13 protein-coding genes are annotated in these 15,955 nt (G+C 57.5%); 6 read left to right on the forward strand and 7 right to left on the reverse strand.

The features are described from left to right. Positions 1 to 47: 47 nt before the first annotated feature. The 4 genes from DSCA_RS02050 to DSCA_RS02065 all read right to left on the reverse strand — a co-directional run bounded on the left by DSCA_RS02050 (position 48) and on the right by DSCA_RS02065 (position 4,581). Positions 48 to 785, reverse strand: a complete 738-nt coding sequence (locus DSCA_RS02050; protein WP_155314846.1) for an ABC transporter ATP-binding protein — start codon at positions 783 to 785, stop codon at positions 48 to 50. Beyond that, positions 778 to 2,013 (reverse strand): lipoprotein-releasing ABC transporter permease subunit, encoded by a 1,236-nt coding sequence (locus DSCA_RS02055; protein WP_155314847.1) that lies wholly within the window; start codon positions 2,011 to 2,013, stop codon positions 778 to 780. Before DSCA_RS02055 ends, DSCA_RS02050 begins: the two co-directional genes overlap by 8 nt. Positions 2,014 to 2,097: 84 nt before the next feature. Next, positions 2,098 to 3,582 carry a lysine--tRNA ligase gene (gene lysS / locus DSCA_RS02060; protein WP_155314848.1) on the reverse strand — a complete coding sequence of 495 codons (1,485 nt, stop codon included), beginning with the start codon at positions 3,580 to 3,582 and terminating at the stop codon, positions 2,098 to 2,100. 486 nt (positions 3,583 to 4,068) lie between these two features. Continuing rightward, positions 4,069 to 4,581, reverse strand: a complete 513-nt coding sequence (locus tag DSCA_RS02065; protein ID WP_155314849.1) for an FKBP-type peptidyl-prolyl cis-trans isomerase — start codon at positions 4,579 to 4,581, stop codon at positions 4,069 to 4,071. 215 nt (positions 4,582 to 4,796) lie between these two features. Here DSCA_RS02065 and DSCA_RS02070 point away from each other — a divergent pair, with 215 nt between their 5' ends. Next, positions 4,797 to 6,173: an aspartate ammonia-lyase gene (locus DSCA_RS02070; protein WP_155314850.1), complete on the forward strand. Its 1,377-nt coding sequence runs from the start codon at positions 4,797 to 4,799 to the stop codon at positions 6,171 to 6,173. A gap of 64 nt (positions 6,174 to 6,237) precedes the next feature. Here the strand turns inward: DSCA_RS02070 and DSCA_RS02075 are convergent, their stop codons facing one another. The 3 genes from DSCA_RS02075 to DSCA_RS02085 all read right to left on the reverse strand — a co-directional run bounded on the left by DSCA_RS02075 (position 6,238) and on the right by DSCA_RS02085 (position 10,095). Continuing rightward, positions 6,238 to 6,810 carry a 2-oxoacid:acceptor oxidoreductase family protein gene (locus DSCA_RS02075; protein WP_155314851.1) on the reverse strand — a complete coding sequence of 191 codons (573 nt, stop codon included), beginning with the start codon at positions 6,808 to 6,810 and terminating at the stop codon, positions 6,238 to 6,240. Continuing rightward, on the reverse strand, positions 6,807 to 8,699 hold the full coding sequence (locus DSCA_RS02080) for a thiamine pyrophosphate-dependent enzyme (RefSeq protein WP_155314852.1): 1,893 nt from the start codon (positions 8,697 to 8,699) through the stop codon (positions 6,807 to 6,809). The genes DSCA_RS02075 and DSCA_RS02080 overlap by 4 nt, the downstream gene beginning before the upstream one ends. 142 nt (positions 8,700 to 8,841) lie before the next feature. After that, entirely contained in the window at positions 8,842 to 10,095 is a 1,254-nt protein-coding gene (locus DSCA_RS02085; RefSeq protein WP_197904716.1) for an arginine deiminase, read from the reverse strand. A 200-nt stretch (positions 10,096 to 10,295) separates the two neighbouring features. On the opposite strand from DSCA_RS02085, the gene DSCA_RS02090 reads away from it, so the two are divergent. From DSCA_RS02090 to gtfA, 5 genes are all read left to right on the forward strand, one after another. Continuing rightward, entirely contained in the window at positions 10,296 to 10,577 is a 282-nt protein-coding gene (locus DSCA_RS02090; protein WP_155314854.1) for an acylphosphatase, read from the forward strand. A gap of 26 nt (positions 10,578 to 10,603) precedes the next feature. After that, positions 10,604 to 10,936, forward strand: coding sequence for an inorganic pyrophosphatase Ppa (locus DSCA_RS02095; protein ID WP_155314855.1), 333 nt, complete (start codon positions 10,604 to 10,606; stop codon positions 10,934 to 10,936). Positions 10,937 to 11,255: 319 nt separating this feature from the next. After that, on the forward strand, positions 11,256 to 12,152 hold the full coding sequence (locus DSCA_RS02100; protein ID WP_167527558.1) for a PfkB family carbohydrate kinase: 897 nt from the start codon (positions 11,256 to 11,258) through the stop codon (positions 12,150 to 12,152). Between the two features lie 155 nt (positions 12,153 to 12,307). Continuing rightward, positions 12,308 to 14,497, forward strand: coding sequence for an HAD-IIB family hydrolase (locus DSCA_RS02105; RefSeq protein WP_155314857.1), 2,190 nt, complete (start codon positions 12,308 to 12,310; stop codon positions 14,495 to 14,497). 3 nt (positions 14,498 to 14,500) lie between these two features. Then, entirely contained in the window at positions 14,501 to 15,949 is a 1,449-nt protein-coding gene (gene gtfA, locus DSCA_RS02110; RefSeq protein ID WP_155314858.1) for a sucrose phosphorylase, read from the forward strand. Positions 15,950 to 15,955 lie beyond the last annotated feature (6 nt).

The following is a 15,955-nucleotide window of genomic DNA, read 5'->3' on the forward strand; positions in this document are numbered from 1 at the left end:
CAAACCTCCCTATCCAATAGTAGTCGCATCAAAATTTTATCCATCCTTCAATGGAATTCCCGGAGCGCCCCGTTGGCGATGGTTACCCGCCGGGATACCAGGGCGGCCAGTTCCAGGTTGTGGGTGACAACGATCAGGGACATCCCCATTTCCTGGTTCAGTTCCATCAGGAGCGTGTGGACCTGATCACTGTTTTTTCGGTCCAGGTTGCCCGTCGGTTCATCCGCCAGCAGAATGGAAGGCTTCAGCACCAGGGCCCGGGCAAGGGCCACCCGCTGCTGTTCACCCCCGGAGAGTTGACTGGCCCGATGGGAAAGGCGCTCTTTCAGGCCGACCCGGACCAGAATCGCTTCGGCGGCCTCCGCGGCCGTTTTTTTGGCCACACCCCCGATCATCGCCGGCATCATGGTGTTCTCCAAAGCGGAGAATTCGGGCAGCAGGTGGTGAAACTGGAACACGAAACCGATCGTCCGGTTTCGAAAACGGGCCAGGCGGCTGTCATCGAGCCTCAGCACATCATTTCCCGAGTATTCAAGTTTGCCGGTATCCGGGCGGTCCAGGGTCCCGAGAACATGAAGGAGGGTGGACTTGCCGATACCCGACGCCCCCACGATGCCGATGGTTTCTCCGAGGTCAAGTGTAAACGAGAGCCGGTCGAGCACCACGATGCGGTCGCCGCTGTGATTATACTTTTTGCTGATGTCAGACGCCTTGATCAGCGGTTTCTTGGGGCGCCGTTGAACACGGGGCGCCGCCGTTGCCGCCTGAGCGGTATCATTATCCATGGCGGATGGCCTCCACCGGATCAATGCCCGCTGCCTGGCGGGCCGGGTAGATGGTTGCGGCAACGCAGATAAACAGTGCGCTGAATGCGATCAACAGGACGTCCGATGGCTTCAGGTTTACCGGCAGTGCACTGATATAGTAAACGTCGGCCGGGAGTTGAATGAAAGAATACCGTTTGAGCAGGGTGCAGCCCACCACCCCTGCCGAGGTGCCCAGGGCCGTCCCCACCAGACCGATCATCAGCCCCTTGATCACAAAAATACGGCTGATGGACCGGGCCGTTGCCCCCATGGTTTTGAGAATGGCGATGTCTTTTCGTTTTTCCATGACCATCATGACCAGGGAGCCGGCAATATTGAATGCGGCCACCAGGACGATCAGGGCCAGGATGATGAACATGACGGTCTTTTCCAGCCGAAGGGCCGAAAAAAGGTTGCGGTTCATCTGTTTCCAGTCCTCGATGGTGTAACCGTTGCCCAGGATCGGTGCCAGTGCCGTGGAAATCTTTTTGGCCCGATCCATATCCTCGAGACGGATCTCTATTCCGCTGACCGACGCAGGCATTCGCAGCATTTTCTGAGCCTGTTCCAGGTCGACGAACGAAAGGGTGCCATCAAATTCATACATTCCGGATTCAAACCGGTCGACAACCTGAAATTTGACCATGGCGGGGATATGGCCGGCCGGAGAAAGCATTCCCCGCGGTGAGATGATGTAGACCGTGTCACCGCGAATCACGCCCAGATTGGCTGCCAGTTCCTTGCCCAGAATGATTCCGGGCAGGGGCTTGCTTCCCCGCGGTGCATCCTTTGCGGCAGACGGCCTTGCCAGAAGGCCGGCATCCACTCCGGCGATGCCGATATCTCCGCGGGCGGCATGGATGCCTTTCAGGATGGCGCCCGCAGTCCGGGCCGACGTTCTCAGGACCACCTGGGTGGTGATATAGGCCGATGCCCGTTCTATGCCTCCGACGGATTCCAGTTTTTTCAACACCTGGTCGTAATCGGTGAAACGGCCCTGTTTCGGTGTGACCACCAGGTGCGGCCGGATGCCCATGATCCGTGATTTGAGATCGGTCTCAAATCCGGCCATGACGGCAATGACGACGATCAGTGCCATCACCCCGACGGTGACACCGGCAATGGAAAGCGCCGTGATCAGCGAGATAAATGCCCGCTTCTGGCGGGTTCTGAGGTAACGCCCGGATACAAATGTCACAAATGACATGGCATTAGCCGTGCTGATGGTGGTTGGTTCTTATCGGCGATAACCCTGGCCTGCCTTTGTTGAAAGTGGATCTTCGATTCTCGATTAAACCCCTGCCCTGGGCTTCATGTGAGGAAAAAGGATGACCTCTCTGATAGAGGGGGCATCCGTCAGCAGCATCACCAGACGGTCTATCCCAATTCCCTGGCCTGCCGTAGGCGGCATCCCGTATTCCAGGGCTTCGATGTAATCGTCATCCATGAAGTGCGCTTCACTGTCACCGGCGTTTCGATCTTCCACCTGCTGCATGAACCTTCCGCGCTGGTCGTCCGGGTCATTGAGTTCGGAGAACCCGTTGGCGATTTCCCGCCCGGCGATGAACAGTTCAAACCGTTCGGTCAGGTCCGGGTGGGTGTCACTTCTTCTGGACAGGGGCGACACTTCCGCAGGGTAGCCGGTGATAAAGGTGGGCTGGATCAGCTTGGGTTCCACAAGGGCATCGAACAGCTTGGTCAGCACTTTTCCCAGGCGGCCGGTTTTCGTGACGGTGATGCCCTGTGCGGCTGCAAATTCAAGCAGCCGGTCTTTTTCGGAAAACAAGGCCGGGTCGACGCCGCCGATCTGTTCCAGTGCATCGAACAGCGAAATTCGTTTCCATGCGCCTCCCAGCTCAATTTCATTGCCCTGGTAGGTGACGGCCGTGCCGCCGGTCACCGTTTCGGCAATTTGGGCAAACATCTTTTCGGTGAGGTCCATCAGGTCTTCATGAGTGGCGTAGGCCTGGTAAAATTCCACCATGGTAAATTCCGGGTTGTGCTGGGTGGAAACGCCTTCGTTTCTGAAATTGCGGTTGATTTCAAACACCCTTTCAAACCCGCCCACCACCAGACGTTTGAGATACAGTTCCGGTGCAATGCGCAGATACAGGTCCATGTCCAGCGCATTGTGGTGAGTCTTAAAGGGGGTGGCCTCGGCCCCGCCCGGAATCGGCTGCATCATGGGCGTCTCCACTTCCAGAAAGTCCCGGGACAGGAAAAACGTCCGCATGGCCTGAATGATCCGGCTGCGTTTGATGAAAATATCCTGAACGTCCGGGTTCATGATCAAGTCGATGTATCGCTGCCGGTATCGTTTTTCAGGATCCTTGAGCCCGTGAAATTTTTCAGGAAGGGGCCTGGTGGACTTGCAGACGAGCTCAATGGTGGTCGCCAGAATGGTCCATTCGCCGGTCTTGGTCCGGAACAGCGCGCCTTCAATTTTTACGAAATCACCGAGGTCGAGGCGTTTGAACAGGTCATAGGCCGGTTCCCCCACTTTGTCTTTGCGCACATAGGCCTGGACAACGCCGGTTCGGTCCTTGAATCGGATAAAAGCGGATTTGCCGAAACGATTGATGGCCATCATTCGTCCCGCCACGGTGAAACGGGCGGCGTCCTCTTGCTGCTCCTCCGGCAGGCGTTGAATATGTTCGATGATATCCCTGATGGTATGGCCGACGTCGATGCCGTTGGGGAACAGATTGATTCCGTCCGCCTTCAGTCCGTCGGCCTTTTCTTTTCGCTTGCTCAGCAAGTCTTTTGCATTGTCCATGGTCACTCCGATAGATGGTCGCTTCTTGTCAATTTTCGTATTGGAACGCTGTCGTCCGCTGTTGGTCGATCATCACTTCAAAAAAAGGCTGATATTGCCCCCATTTTCATCCGGCACGGGCTGACGTGTGCCATCGAAAATGGTAAACCACTTTTGCTATCTTATTTGCAGGGTTGTGTCAAGGATTGCGACCGGCACTGAACCCCCGCCGGTCGGTTTGTGAAAAGGATTGGAGGGCAATCTTCACTCCATCGTGAGGTCCATCACCCGGAAGGCATACGAGATGGCTGGAAAAAGGTAAAGACAGGGGCGGGGTTTCCCACTGTAAAACAGACGGAGACCGGCGGACCGCGCCGGAAAAGCGTCGGCAGGTCACCCCCACCCGACCGTCCTGGTGGCTGCTGAACGCCCCTGCGGATGGAATCGGGCAGGCGGCGGTGGACGACCCCCGGCCGAGGCAGGGGATCGATGGTGGATGATCGGGTGTCAGCAGCAGCCGCCCGAGTCGTCGCAGCCACACCCGCCGCTGGAACAGTGGGATCCGCATCCTGCCTGCTGCTGCGTGGCGGTCTCGCTGATGGCCACCACTTCAACTTTAAAGGTTAAAGACTGGCCGGCCAGGGGGTGGTTCAGGTCAAAGGTCACTTTTTCGTCGTCAATGCTGTCGACCCGGGCCGGTATCTGCTGTCCCTGAGGGGTGCGCAACATCAGGGTTTGTCCCACTTCGGGCTGCATCCCGTCGGGTATATCGGATTTGGGAAAATCGTGCATCTGGTCTTCATCCCGGTGTCCATAGGCTTCTTCCGGAGAAAGGGTGAAGGTTTTGGTTTCGTTGAGGGACATGCCCATGAGAGCGGACTCGAAGCCGGGGATCACATTGCCCGATCCCATCTGAACCTCCAGGGGCTGGCGGCCTTCGCTGGTATCGAATACCTCGCCATTGCTCAGCGTCCCCTTGTAATCGACGCTCACGAATAGATTGTTTTCGACTTTTTCCATTTGTTGCTCCTTTGAATGCGATAGTTAATTGAGCCCCAAGATTGCGATGAATCCGCTAAAGTCAAGGAATTATTCAGCCGCCGGACCTTACGCCCCCGTGGTTCGCGGGTTTGTACGTGGACGGTCGGGACGTTCGAGACGGGCCGTGACTTCTTGACAGTCAGCACAGTTGCTGTAAATTCAGATACCGACTCTTTTATTGCCGGAGGTGCAGCATGCGTATCGAAAAGGACTCCATGGGAGAGAAACAGATTCCCGAAGACGCCTGGTATGGCATTCATACATCCCGTTCCATGGAAAATTTCAACGTTGCCGGAGAAGTACTGCCCCTGGAAATCATTTACGCCATCGTCCGCTTGAAAGCGGCCTGTGCCACTGCCAACCAGCGGCTCGGGCTACTCGACCAGGACCGGTCCCGGGCCATTCGCAGGGCCTGCGACGCAATTCTTCTCGGGATGCACGACGACCAGTTCCCCATCGATATTTTCCAGGCCGGATCGGGCACCTCCTCCCAGATGAATGTCAACGAAGTGATTGCCAATCTGGCCGTGGTCGAACTGGGGGGGAAACCCGGGGACCGGCAGACGGTTCACCCCAACGACCATGTGAACAAAGGGCAGTCCACCAACAATGTATTTCCTTCGGCCATCCGGGTTGCCTGTCTGCTGCTGACCCAACGGCTGGATGCGGCACTGGACCGGACGATCGCATCATTGGGGGGCAAGGCGCACGAATTTGCCCATGTCCCCAAAAGCGGTCGTACCCACCTGCAGGATGCGGTGCCCATCACTCTGGGACAGACGTTTTCCGGTTACGCCCGGGCGCTGGAAAAGGCGAAACGGCGAATCACCGCTGCCGGCGCGAGCCTTCTGGAAATTGGCATCGGCGGCAACGCGGTGGGCACCGGGATCAATACCAAGCCGGCTTTTCGATCCCATATTGTGGCGGCGTTGAGCGATGCCACCGGGTTGCCCTTCGAGGTGCCGGGCAATGGCGTCGAGATCACCCAGTTCATGACCGACATGGGGCAGGTGTCTGCGGCCCTCAAGCTTCTGTCCTTGGATCTTTTAAAGATCGCCAACGACCTGCGGCTGCTGTCATCCGGACCCAACACCGGCATTGGCGAGATTCGGCTGCCGGCAGTGGAACCGGGTTCCTCCATTATGCCGGGCAAGGTCAACCCCAGCATCTGCGAGGCGGCCAACATGGCCTGTATCCAGGTGGTGGGATACGATTCCGGCGTCGCCATGGCATGCGGGCTGGGCCAGCTGGAACTCAATACCCATATGCCGCTGATCGGTGCGAACCTGGTCAAGTCCTTCAATATCCTGATTCGGACCTGCACCATGCTGGATGAACGGTGCATCCGGGGAATCGAGGCGGATGAAACGCGGTGCCGGAAAAATTTTGAAGCCAGCGCCGGCCTGGCCACCATCCTCAACCCGACATTGGGATATGATCGGGTGGCCGCGCTGGTCAAGGAAGGTCTTGCCGGCGGGAAATCATTGAAGGCCCTGGTGCTGGAAAAGAAACTGATGTCCGAACAGGATCTGGAACGTCTGCTGGCCGGAGCGTTTGGACCCGTTCCCTGATCGGTCTGGGTGCTATCCCCGAAATTTCAGGCTGACCGGCTGAATTCCATCCGGTTTTTCTGATCTACGATCTACGAGCGAAAATGGCCATATTCTTTTCCAGCATGGCGCCGGCCATGAGATCTGCCATGGCGGACCGGTAGTGGTCCAGGTCGATGCCGGGAATCATCCGGCGCTGTTGGATGTTTGCCAGAACGGCCATGTTCTGCATGCGGATGTCGGGCAGGTCTGCCCGGAAAACCGATGTGAGCGCAACGTCACGCCTGCGGCAAAGCGCTTCGATTTCCTTTTCGGTTACTTCAGCCGCTTCATTCAGCCGCACGGGAAGCGGCTGCCATGCGGTGTTGTAATAGATTAACTGGCCCCTGGTTTTCAGCATGGTGGCCGTCGCCCGAAGCGCTTCATGCCGCTCCAGCGAGATCACCAGATCCGCCCGCCCGGCAGGAATCAGCGGCGAGAACAAATTATCGCCGATGCGTATATGGGAGACAACGATACCGCCGCGCTGGGCCAGCCCGTGGGTGTCCACACTCTTCACCGCATGGCCGGCGTGATCGGCTGCCCGCAGGATGATTTCACTGATCAGGCCGATGCCCTGGCCGCCAACGCCGGTCAGATAAATGTTGAACGCCTTCATGCCGCACCCCCTTTCCCTTTTTTGCCCGCAGGGACAATGGCCCCTGACGGGCAGGTCTGGATGCAGGAGCCGTCGCCGATGCAAAGGTCGGTGTTGACGGTGACACGGCCATCGGCGTCCCGGGTGAATGTCGGGCAGCCAAAGGTTTGGACACAGGTATGGATCCGTTCGCAGACCGCTTGGTCGATCTCTACATGCTTTTGCTGAAAACCGGGCTTTCTTCTTTGCTCACGGGTGAATTTCAGCATGCAGGGATGGCGGGCGATCACCACGCTGAATTCCTCGATCCCCGTCGCCTCGGTCACCCGTTCAATCAGTTTGGCCTGCTGGTAGGTGTCCACTTCAAAAATATGTTTGACGCCCAGGCCTTCCAGTACCTGACGGACGGGAATCTTGTCGGTCGCCCGGTTGATGTTTTTCCCGCTGGCCGGATGGTCCTGGTGGCCGGTCATGGCGGTCGTTCCGTTTTCCATGAGAATCAGCGTGATGGGGTGCCGGTTGAAAATGGCATTGGTGATCCCGGGCAGGGCGGCATGGAAGAACGTCGAGTCGCCCATGAAGGCCACCACCTTGCGGCTGGTGTTGAACAGGCGCAGTCCGCTGCCCATGGCCGGCGATGCGCCCATGCACATGAGCAGTTGCCCCATTTCGTACGGCGGCAGGAACCCCAGGGTATGGCAGCCGATATCCGCCACGGTGATATCGGTTGGCGAGAGCGCTTGCTTGATGGCATGAAAGGCGCTGCGATGGCCGCACCCCGGGCACATCTGGGCCGGCCGGTGGGGCGCCGGGTCGGCTGCCGCCGCCGCAGGCTGCGGTGCCGTCATGTCCGGCCAGACGGACGACAGCACCTGTTGCACCTTGTCCGGGGTGTACTCGCCGATCCAATCCTGTGGTTCGGCCTTTCCAGAGATTATGACCTGCAGCCCTTCGTCAAAGGCGATGGCCTTGATCTGGTTCTCAAGCACGTCATCCAGCTCTTCGAGAATTTTGATCTCCTGGTGGCTGGAGAGGAACCGAATGATTTGCCGTCGGGGCAGGGGGTGGACGTAGGCCAGTTTCAGGATGTCGGGTTTCTCATCCGCCCCTTCCAGCACTTCCATCAGCGAGAGAAAGGGAAGCCCCATGGTGATGACCCCGCGTTTTGGGTTGCCGGCGTCTACCAAACGGGTCAATCCCGTGCTTTCGGCATGTTCGCGGACCCGGGCCAGTCTGGCCAGGGCCGTGCGTTTTTGTTCGATGGCCAGGGCCGTGATGGGAATGTAGGGACCATTGGCCGGATCGAACCGTGGCGTGTCGTCCGGCTTGCCCGGGTTCCAGGGGCCGAATGCCACCTTTTCTTTGGCGTGGCAGACATGGGTGGTAAGCCGCAGGATGACCGGCATGCGATGCCGTTGGGACAGGCGGGCCGCTTCGAGGTAAAATCGGTAGACCTCGGACGGATCGGCCGGCTCGAGTACCGGAGTATAGCTCATGAGCGCATAGTGGCGGTTGTCCTGCTCGTTCTGGGAGGAGTTGGCCCCAGGATCGTCCCCCAGAATGACGACCATGCCCCCGATGATGTTCATCAGGCTCAGCTGCACAAACGTATCCGCGGCCACATTCAAGCCGACACTTTTGAAAAAAACCGTGGAGAGGTGCCCGTTGACCGCGGCCCCGTAGGCCAGTTCCGTGGCCACCTTTTCGTTGGTGGAAAATTCAAAGTAAAAGGGACGATCAGGGACGGGGATGGCCTGGATGGCCGTCGCGATTTCCGGGGTGGGGGATCCCGGGTAGGCGCTGACTACCCGCGTGCCCGCCTCAACCATGGCCCGGACGATGGCCGTGTTGCCCATTACAATTTCAGAGAAAGCGTCGCGCCTGAGCAGCATGTCCCCCATTTTTTTCATGGTGCCTCTCCTGTTTTCCTGATGGATACCGGTAGCCGTTTCAAAAAAAGGGAAAGACTTTCCGGTGGATGGATGGTGAGCAGACCCGTATGAAATCTATGGCGAAGCGGCCGGTTTGTCAAACCGTGGCCGACACCCGGATTCAGCCGGTTACCGGTCTGCGGCGGACGGGCATGGTCATGCAGCGCGCGCCGCCCCCCCCGCGGGGCAGTTCCGAACCGTCCAGGGTGATGGCACACCGTCCCAGATCCTTCAACTGCCGCCTTCCCGAGATGATTTCGTCGGCCGGCAGGACGTCGAATCCGTTGTTGTTCATCTCCTCCATGGTGTGTACATTGCGGGCGTAGCCGACGACCTTGCCCGGGGCCAGGGCAAAGAAATTGGCCCCGGAATGCCACTGCTCCCGCTCCTGGATCCACAGATCGTCGACCCCGCCGCAGCATACCGGTGTCAGATCCATGCCTACCCCCCGCAGGGCCTCGATGAGGCTTTTCTCTTCCCGGATACGGGTCACGCGGCCGTTTTCAACTGTGATATGAATGGCCTGATACTTGCTGGGCTGGAGCATGAGCGGGCCGAACACCATGCAGTGGCACTGGTCCAGCAGGGTGAACACCATATCCAGATGAATGAAGGATTCCGGGCTGTGGGGCAGTTCCTGTACAAGGAGATGGCGTTCCCGGTCCCTCTGGGCCTTGAGCCTTTCGATGATAAAATCAATGCCCTGGGTCGAGGTGCGGCTGCCGTTGCCGATCACCAGGACGTCGTCCCGGGCCACGAGCACGTCACCGCCTTCGATGGTGGCGGCCGGGTCCGGATGCTTTTGCGCAAGGGGATTGACCGTGCGGGCGCTGAGCCGGGGGCAGTGATTGAAGATGGCCTCCATGATGATGGATTCACGGGACCGCACCGGCTTGGCCATCCGGCCAATGAGGATTTCGTCCGTTATCGCCATGGCGGCATCACGGGTGAAGAAAAAATTGTGAAGCGGTGGCAGGGAGTACCGTTCTCTGGAAAGAAATCGGGTCAGGTTGTCCCGCGGCTGAACCACGCCTTCGATGAACTGCCTGGCAAGCGTTTTTTCCGTAAGCGCCAGCAGGTCGTCGCAAAGGTCCAGGCATCCCTCCGCCTCACAGATGGTCATCACCAGGGACGATTTGACCGCCGGCTCCGCCAGAACCGATTCGAGCAGATCCCGGACCTGGTAAGTTTCGGTTACGGTGTCCAGCAGGTCCGCCAACTGGGCATATTCTTTCTGTGCCACCGACAGATTGAGGATGTCGCTGTACAGGGCCCGCTCCGCATTCCGGGGGGTCATATTTTCCACTTCCGGACCGGGCGTGTGCAGGACGACCCCTTCAAGTCCGCCGATTTCAGAATTGACGCCGATTTTCATATTATTCAACCCTCGCATGACGAATGGGGAGGATGTCGCATGACGAATTCCAGTAAGGGATACCTAACAGAAAAAAAGAGAAAAGAAAATGCGTGTGCCCGCTATTGGCAATGATGCGGTTTCACCGCCTTGACATCCATCGCCCCGGGAAATATTCTGACGGTTGAATCCAACAAGCTACAGACGCGTAGGAGGATCCCATGGAAAAAAAAGCCAGGGCGCACCTGATTGTCCACGGGCGGGTTCAGGGTGTCTGCTTCAGGATGGAAACCCGGAAGGCGGCAGCGGTCTTCGATGTCTGCGGATGGGTCAGAAACCAGCCTGACGGTACCGTCGAAACCGTCGTCGAAGGCGACCGAGCCGATGTGACCTCCCTGATCAACTGGTGCAGAAGCGGGCCGCCCGCCTCCAGCGTGGAAAAGGTGGACATCACCTGGCAGGAGTACCGGGGCGAGTTTGGAGAGTTCAGTATTCGATACTAACGTGACGACAATTTCCGGAGGGAGACATGGCCGTGATCACGACGCTTCAAAAAGCCGACAAATTTGAAATTGAGAAATATAAGCCGCCCAAGGATATCCGTTCCCTTTCCAAGACGCATGTGCCCTACAGCGGGTCCCCGCAAAAACATCCGCTGGAGCCGGACCAGATCATCTTGATTCCCGATCCGTATAACCCCAAAAGCCCTTACCTGGAATTCAGTAAAAACGATATCACCCATGTGGAAAAGCTGGCCAATGTGGTAAACATGGCCGGCGAGACGGTAACCATGGCCAGAATCTGGGTGAAAAAGGGCAGCCTTGCCATTCACTGCACCCCGTTTCAGGTGACGTCACTGTAGACCATTCGACGTTCGTGCTTCACCTCGGCTGAAGGCGGAATGCGCATGCTTCGGGCGTTGCAGACTCTTGGCTGCCGGATATTCCACGGATTCATCACCGCGGCGGCGGCAAGATGGTCTCCACTCTGCTGATGCGGTCGTCATTTGATGGTGTTCTGCCGGTGGCCTGATTTGCAAAAAACGGCTTGATAGGGCATTATGGCCTTTGCGGAACCGGTTTCCCGGTTCGCTTTTCGCCCAATCCACGATTTTTATCTTCGTCCGTTTCGAAGCCCTCATGGCAGGCTCGACACCCGATTGCCGGTTCAAAGGAGGTCACGTGATCGTCGTTGTTGGTGAGATTCTGATCGACATGTTCCGGGACTATCAGCGGATCGGCGGTGCCCCGTTCAACTTTGCCTTTCATCTCAAACGCCTCGGGTTTCCGGTGCGGTTTCTCACCCGTGTGGGGGATGATCGGCACGGGAGACGGATTTTGGGCATGCTGAGACAAAACGGCTTCAGCGAAGCCGACATCCAGATAGACCCGCGGCATCCCACGGGAACGGTTCACGTGGACCTGGATGAACACCGTGTTCCCCGTTTCGATATTTGTGAGAACGTTGCCTACGACCATCTGGATCTGGACATCGCCGGCCTGTCGGATGCGCACGGTGTCGAGATGATTTATTTCGGTACCCTGATCCAGCGAACCGATCACGGTTGCCGGCAGGTCCAACGGTTTCTTGACCGCCGGGAACCCGGTACCGGCTGTTTTTGCGACATCAACATGCGGCCGCCTCACGTCAATGCCCGCGCCGTGTCCGGATCCCTTTACCACGCGGATCTGCTCAAATTAAACGCGTCGGAACTGACTGCGGTTCAACAGGCCTTTGATGGCCCCGTCGCCACCGGCGAACTGATTCCCTGGCTGATGGAAAGGTTTTCGATCAGTACGCTGGCGCTCACTCGAGGCAGTCATGGCAGCAGCCTGTATCACCGCCACATGGAAATCAGCCGTCCCGCCGAGTCGACAAAAGTCATTCTTGATACGGTCGGTGCCGGTGACGGGTATGCCGCACTGCTTGCTGCCGGCCGACTCCTCGGCCGTCCCTGGGACCTGACCGTCGAGCAAGCCACCCGATTCGCCGGGCGCATATGCGGCATCCGCGGTGCGATTCCCGATGACGAGGCTTTCTACGACGATTTCCGACAGCCAATGAAGACGGATTCGTAAAAAATCCGATATCTGCGTTACGCTTCATCCCTCGTCACTGCCGAGTACGGTAAGGACGCCTCATTCCACGGGATTCGCAATCTTTGATCTCGGTTTTCCACGAACCCGCCGGGTAAATGATTTTTTTACGAGGGCATCAATGAAAGGACGTCCCCATGACCGATAAAGGACTCTGCATCCACTTGTTCAGCCTGCATGGACTGATTCGATCCAAAAACCTGGAAATGGGAAGAGATGCGGATACGGGGGGGCAGGTCAAGTATGTTATGGAACTGGGCACCAGCCTGAGCCGCAGGGCGGATGTCAGACGGGTGGACCTGTTCACGCGCCTGATTGCCGACAAACGCGTCAGTTCGGATTACAGCGAGTCCATCGAGGCCGTCAGCGACAAGTTCCGCATTGTTCGCATTCAGTGCGGGGGGCGAAAATATATGCGCAAGGAACTGCTCTGGCCCTACCTCGAAGAGTATGTGGACAAGACAATCAAGTTTATCAAGCGTCACCGGGCCATGCCGGATATCGTTCATGGGCATTATCCTGACGGGGGGTACGTCGGCATGCAACTGGCCGATATACTGGGGTTGCCATTCGTTTATACCGGCCACTCCCTTGGCCGTGCCAAGCTGGCCAGGCTCATGGACCAGGGAATGACAGAGGCGGAAATAATCCGAAAATTCAAAATCGATCGCCGAATCGATGCGGAAGAGCAAATCCTGGCGCGGGCAGACCTGGTGGTCACCAGCACCCACCATGAAATCCGGGAGCAATACGGGCTGTACCGGAATAAGGATGTTCCCCGATATCGGGTCGTGCCGCCCGGCATCGACATCGACACCTTCTACCCCTATTACCATGACAACCCCGATGATGCGCAGCAGTCAGAGAATGCGCGCTATGCCCAGGCTTCCATGCTCAAGGAATTAAACCGCTTTTTCATGAGCCCGGAAAAACCACTGATCCTGGCCTTGAGCCGGCCGGATAAACGCAAAAATATTTCCGGGCTGGTCAAGGCCTACGGCATGGACCTCGAGCTGCAGAGCATGGCCAACCTTGCCGTGTTCGCCGGCTTGCGAAAGGACATCGATGCCATGGCGGACAACGAGCGCGGGGTCCTCACCGAAATGCTGCTGGGCATGGACAAATACGACCTGTACGGGAAAATGGCCATTCCCAAAAAACACGATTTCGAGTACGAAGTGCCGGCCCTGTATCGGATCGCCGCCGAAAGAAGCGGGGTGTTCATCAACCCGGCCCTGACGGAACCGTTCGGCCTCACCCTGCTCGAGGCCTCCGCGACCGGCCTGCCCATCGTGGCCACTGACGACGGCGGCCCCAACGACATTATCCGCAACTGCGAAAACGGCCTCCTCGTGAATGTCGCCGACACGGGACAGATGTCTTCGGCCTTGCGCAAGATTATCGCGGATACGGATTTGTGGGAGCGCTATTCGAAAAACGGGGTCATGAACGTGCGCAAGCACTATACCTGGCAAAGCCATACCCGCGACTACACCGCCGCCATTAAAAAGCTGACCACCGGAAATCAGGGATCCAACCTGGCGACCGCAAAGCCCAAAAATTCCGTCGGGCGCCGCCTGATGAAGCTCAGTCATGTCCTGATTACCGATATCGACAATACGCTGATCGGTTCGGATAACACCCGGTTGGAAAAGCTGGTGCGGCTGTTGAATCGGCACCAGGACCGCATCGGCTTCGGGGTGGCCACCGGGCGGACTTCCGACTCAGCCCGGACTATTCTCGAAAAATACGGGATCCCCCATCCGGATCTCATTATCTGTTCGGTGGGCAGCGCCCTTTTCTACGGCAGGAGCCAGCAGCCCAGCCTCGGATGGGCCAGCCATATTGCCAGTCGATGGAACCGGGGAAAAATCGTCGACCTGCTCAAGGATATCGATTTCCTGGAATACCAGGAAGAAGAGACCCAGCGCAGATTCAAGGTCAGTTACTACATGGAACCGGCCAAAGACCGCCTGGCGGTCATCCATAACCGCCTGCTCCATCACCGTTGCCGGTACAACCTGATTTATTCCCATGATCGCTACCTGGATATCCTGCCCTACCGGGCTTCCAAGGGGAAGGCCATCCGCTACCTGAGCTACAAATGGGATATCCCGTTGAGGAATTTTCTGGTCTGCGGCGATTCCGGAAACGATGAAGAGATGCTGCGCGGCGAACCCCGTGCCGTGGTGGTGGCCAACTTCAGCCATGAACTGAAGGAGTTGAAGGGCAGCCGGAATGTCTATTTCGCCGACCGCGCCTGTGCCGGTGGCATCATAGAAGGATTGCAGCACTACCGTTTCATTGACGAGGCGATAGGAGGTTAAGCGATGACCCTTAAAAACAGCGTACAATTGATCGTGTATCCCGACAGTCTCGGCGGCGATCTTGCCGAGTTGCACTTCGTGCTGCGCCGCTACCTGCGTCGGGCGATCGGCGGCATTCACCTGTTGCCGTTCTACCCGTCTTCGGCGGATCGTGGATTTGCCCCGTTAACCTATGACGAGGTGGATCCGGCATTCGGTACCTGGAGGGATATCGAACTGATCGGGCGCGAATTCGACCTGATCATCGATTTCATGGTCAATCATATTTCCAGGCAATCCGCCTATTTTCAGGATTATTTCGAAAAAGGATCCGACTCGGAGTATGCCGATATGTTCCTGAGCTTCAACAAGCTGGCCCCGAACGGTGAAATCGATGCTGCGGATCTGGCCAGGGTCTATACCCGAAAACCCCGCCCGCCGTATACCATTGTGCAGCGCGCCGACGGCTCCAAGGAGAAGGTCTGGTGCACCTTTGACTATGAGCAGATCGATCTAGACTGGGATTCGCCCAAAACCCATGAAGTGATGCGCCGTTTCCTGATCCAGCTGTCGCGGACCCGCGCGAAAATGATCCGTATGGATGCCTTTGCCTATTGTACCATAAAAATCGGCACCAACTGCTTTTTTCTGGAGCCCCAGGTATGGCAGCTGCTCGAGTGGCTTCAGGATTACGTCTCTCCCTTTGACGTGGAAATTCTTCCCGAAGTTCATGAGCACTACAGTTATCACCAGAGAATTTCCGAACACGGATACTGGACCTATGATTTCTCGCTGCCCATGCTGGTGCTGCATACCCTTTATCATCACACCAGCCGGGTGCTCAAACAATGGCTGGCGATCTGCCCGAGAAGACAGGTAACCACCCTGGACACCCACGACGGGATTGGCGTGGTGGACGTGCAGGACCTGCTTTCACCTGAAGAACTCGAGCGGACCCTCGACGGCCTGGATGAAAAGGGTGCCAACACCCGCAAGATTTTTTCCGGACCCGAATTCCAGAACCTGGACATCTATCAGGTGAACTGCACCTATTATTCCGCCCTGGAATGCAACGACGATTCCTATATCGCGGCACGGGCCATTCAATTTTTCACGCCGGGGATTCCGCAGGTCTACTACGTGGGCCTGCTGGCCGGGGAAAATGACATCGAACTGGTGCAGCAGACCAAAAACGGCCGGGACATCAACCGGCATAACTTCACGTTGGACGAAATTGCCCGGGACATACAAAAACCGGTGGTGCAGCGCCTGCTGCGGCTCATGGAATTCAGGAGCCGCTACCCGGCTTTTGAGGGCCGGTTTGCCATCGAAGACGCGCCCGACGATCAGCTCCGACTCTCCTGGACGCAGCTCCCTTGCCGGGCGGTGCTTCAGATCAGTTTGCGAACCTATGCAACACGGATCACTTACTTCGATGAGGAAAAAGAATCGATGGCCGAGTTCGTGGCGTGAAATGAT

The organism is Desulfosarcina alkanivorans (assembly GCF_009688945.1).
In the GTDB taxonomy this organism is placed as follows: Bacteria; Desulfobacterota; Desulfobacteria; order Desulfobacterales; family Desulfosarcinaceae; genus Desulfosarcina; species Desulfosarcina alkanivorans.

What these genes read in the sequence shown, in the direction of transcription:
- DSCA_RS02075 (WP_155314851.1), bottom strand. Translation starts at nt 6,810, where the DNA reads ATGAAGGCGTTCAACATTTATCTGACCGGCGTTGGCGGCCAGGGCATC.
- DSCA_RS02070 (WP_155314850.1), top strand. Translation starts at nt 4,797, where the DNA reads ATGCGTATCGAAAAGGACTCCATGGGAGAGAAACAGATTCCCGAAGAC.
- DSCA_RS02080 (WP_155314852.1), bottom strand. Translation starts at nt 8,699, where the DNA reads ATGAAAAAAATGGGGGACATGCTGCTCAGGCGCGACGCTTTCTCTGAA.
- DSCA_RS02095 (WP_155314855.1), top strand. Translation starts at nt 10,604, where the DNA reads ATGGCCGTGATCACGACGCTTCAAAAAGCCGACAAATTTGAAATTGAG.
- lysS (WP_155314848.1), bottom strand. Translation starts at nt 3,582, where the DNA reads ATGGACAATGCAAAAGACTTGCTGAGCAAGCGAAAAGAAAAGGCCGAC.
- DSCA_RS02105 (WP_155314857.1), top strand. Translation starts at nt 12,308, where the DNA reads ATGACCGATAAAGGACTCTGCATCCACTTGTTCAGCCTGCATGGACTG.
- DSCA_RS02050 (WP_155314846.1), bottom strand. Translation starts at nt 785, where the DNA reads ATGGATAATGATACCGCTCAGGCGGCAACGGCGGCGCCCCGTGTTCAA.
- gtfA (WP_155314858.1), top strand. Translation starts at nt 14,501, where the DNA reads ATGACCCTTAAAAACAGCGTACAATTGATCGTGTATCCCGACAGTCTC.
- DSCA_RS02085 (WP_197904716.1), bottom strand. Translation starts at nt 10,095, where the DNA reads ATGAAAATCGGCGTCAATTCTGAAATCGGCGGACTTGAAGGGGTCGTC.
- DSCA_RS02065 (WP_155314849.1), bottom strand. Translation starts at nt 4,581, where the DNA reads ATGGAAAAAGTCGAAAACAATCTATTCGTGAGCGTCGATTACAAGGGG.
- DSCA_RS02090 (WP_155314854.1), top strand. Translation starts at nt 10,296, where the DNA reads ATGGAAAAAAAAGCCAGGGCGCACCTGATTGTCCACGGGCGGGTTCAG.
- DSCA_RS02055 (WP_155314847.1), bottom strand. Translation starts at nt 2,013, where the DNA reads ATGTCATTTGTGACATTTGTATCCGGGCGTTACCTCAGAACCCGCCAG.